At 60.3% G+C, this 1,577-nt stretch carries 2 protein-coding genes; both read left to right on the top strand.

What is annotated here, in order from left to right:
• Positions 1-583 precede the first annotated feature (583 nt).
• The gene (locus BLR03_RS23790; protein WP_091257004.1) at positions 584-1,165 is read left to right on the top strand and encodes a recombinase family protein; all 582 of its coding nucleotides are present in this window, start codon (positions 584-586) and stop codon (positions 1,163-1,165) included.
• A 179-nt stretch (positions 1,166-1,344) separates the two neighbouring features.
• On the top strand, positions 1,345-1,473 hold the full coding sequence (locus BLR03_RS25255; RefSeq protein WP_302846619.1) for a hypothetical protein: 129 nt from the start codon (positions 1,345-1,347) through the stop codon (positions 1,471-1,473).
• The last annotated feature ends 104 nt before the right edge of the window (positions 1,474-1,577 follow it).

Below are 1,577 nucleotides of genomic sequence, written 5' to 3'. Positions count from 1 at the left end.
CCCGCCGCCTACCTCCCGAGCCTCGCAGGATCACTATGGACAGTCGCTCAGATCTGCGATGGTGTTCACATAGAAGTGGAGGTTGGACTCTCTGCTGTTCAGGAATCATTAGAAATCTTCGAGGCGTTGGCAGCCACAGGCCATGGTGTCTCAAGTCAGAGCCTGGCATCGGTACGCGCCACCAAGGAGGCTATGCTCCGGGGGGAAACTAGCCGCGGAAGTGGCAATTGACTAACAAAGAAGTGGATTTGCCTTGGGTGGTGTCGTGCTTGCTTTGTGCCATTCGACGTACAGATGATTTCCCTTGAGCAGGCCTGCATGCGGGCCTTCGATGACGCGCATAAGACACGCCCGATGCTGCCCGGTGAAGGTGCGGTGCCCTAAACGCTTCACATCAATGCGTCTCGGAACCCTAGGGATATGAGACGTCTCACCGATTGAAAGAACGCGCGGCCGGCAGTTCCTGGATTTTCCCGGAATAGAACGATTCGTCCGGAGACGGCGATTCTCGTAACTATGTCTCGAAACCTTCTGGTTGAATCGGTGTATTCACCGTTAGTTACGAGACACATCGGAGCAGCCCATGACGAAACTGATCGGTTACGCACGCGTTTCGACACGACAGCAGTCCACCGACCGCCAGCGGGCGGACCTTCTGGCCGCCGGCGTCCGACGCGATGACCTGTATGTTGATCACGGTGTGTCTGGGGCGCGAGCGTCACGACCCCAGTTCGATCGGGCACTCGACGCGCTAATCGATGGCGATACCCTCGTGATCACGACGCTGGATCGGCTCGGGCGATCCACACAGAACATGCTCGCCTTCGCCGACGAACTCCGCGGTAGAGGCGCGGGCCTACGCGTTCTTAATCTCGGCGGTGGCGACGTCGACACCGCAACACCCATGGGCTCGATGTTGTTCACGATTATGGCCGCTCTCGCGCAAATGGAACACGAGATCAAGCGCGAACGCGTTACCGATTCCATCAGCAAACGGCGCGAAGCTGGAAAGGACCTTGGCGGCCGACCCCGCCGGGTCACCGACAGTCAGGTCCGAAGCGCTGTCCGCCTGGTTGAAGGCGGCGAGCCCGCTGCGCAGGTTGCCCGCGATCTCGGAATGTCCCGAGCAACGTTCTATAGACGGTCGCGAGCACTCAAGGACTAGCCGCATGGCAATTATCCTCCCTGAAGGCGAGACCAAGCGATCACGGAACCCCCGCCAAGGAGCGATTAGATCCACCAGGCCAACTGTGCGAAAACCGCCAAAGCGAGCTGTGAAAGGACCGCCATTCTCGGTTAACAGTCACACCCCTGCCTATCGACACTTCCAACCCGGAAAGTCCCATGGCGCAGCTGGCAGTTGTCATGCTGGCACTTTTCGCAGAGATGGAGCGGACCTACGCGGCCGAACGCGCCTCACATGCCCGGTCGGTGGCCGCCGCCACGGCCGGCGTACGGGACGTCCTTCCGTGATCGATGCCGACAAGCTCGAACACGCCGCCCTGCTGCGGGACAAAGGGGCTCTTCGGACATCCGGTAGGGGTCATCGGTGGCTCCCGAGGACCCGGTCGCTAGCC

The sequence above is a fragment of the Arthrobacter sp. ok909 genome (assembly GCF_900104405.1).
GTDB lineage: Bacteria > Actinomycetota > Actinomycetes > Actinomycetales > Micrococcaceae > Arthrobacter > Arthrobacter humicola.
This window is presented reverse-complemented; position numbering and strand designations above follow the sequence as displayed.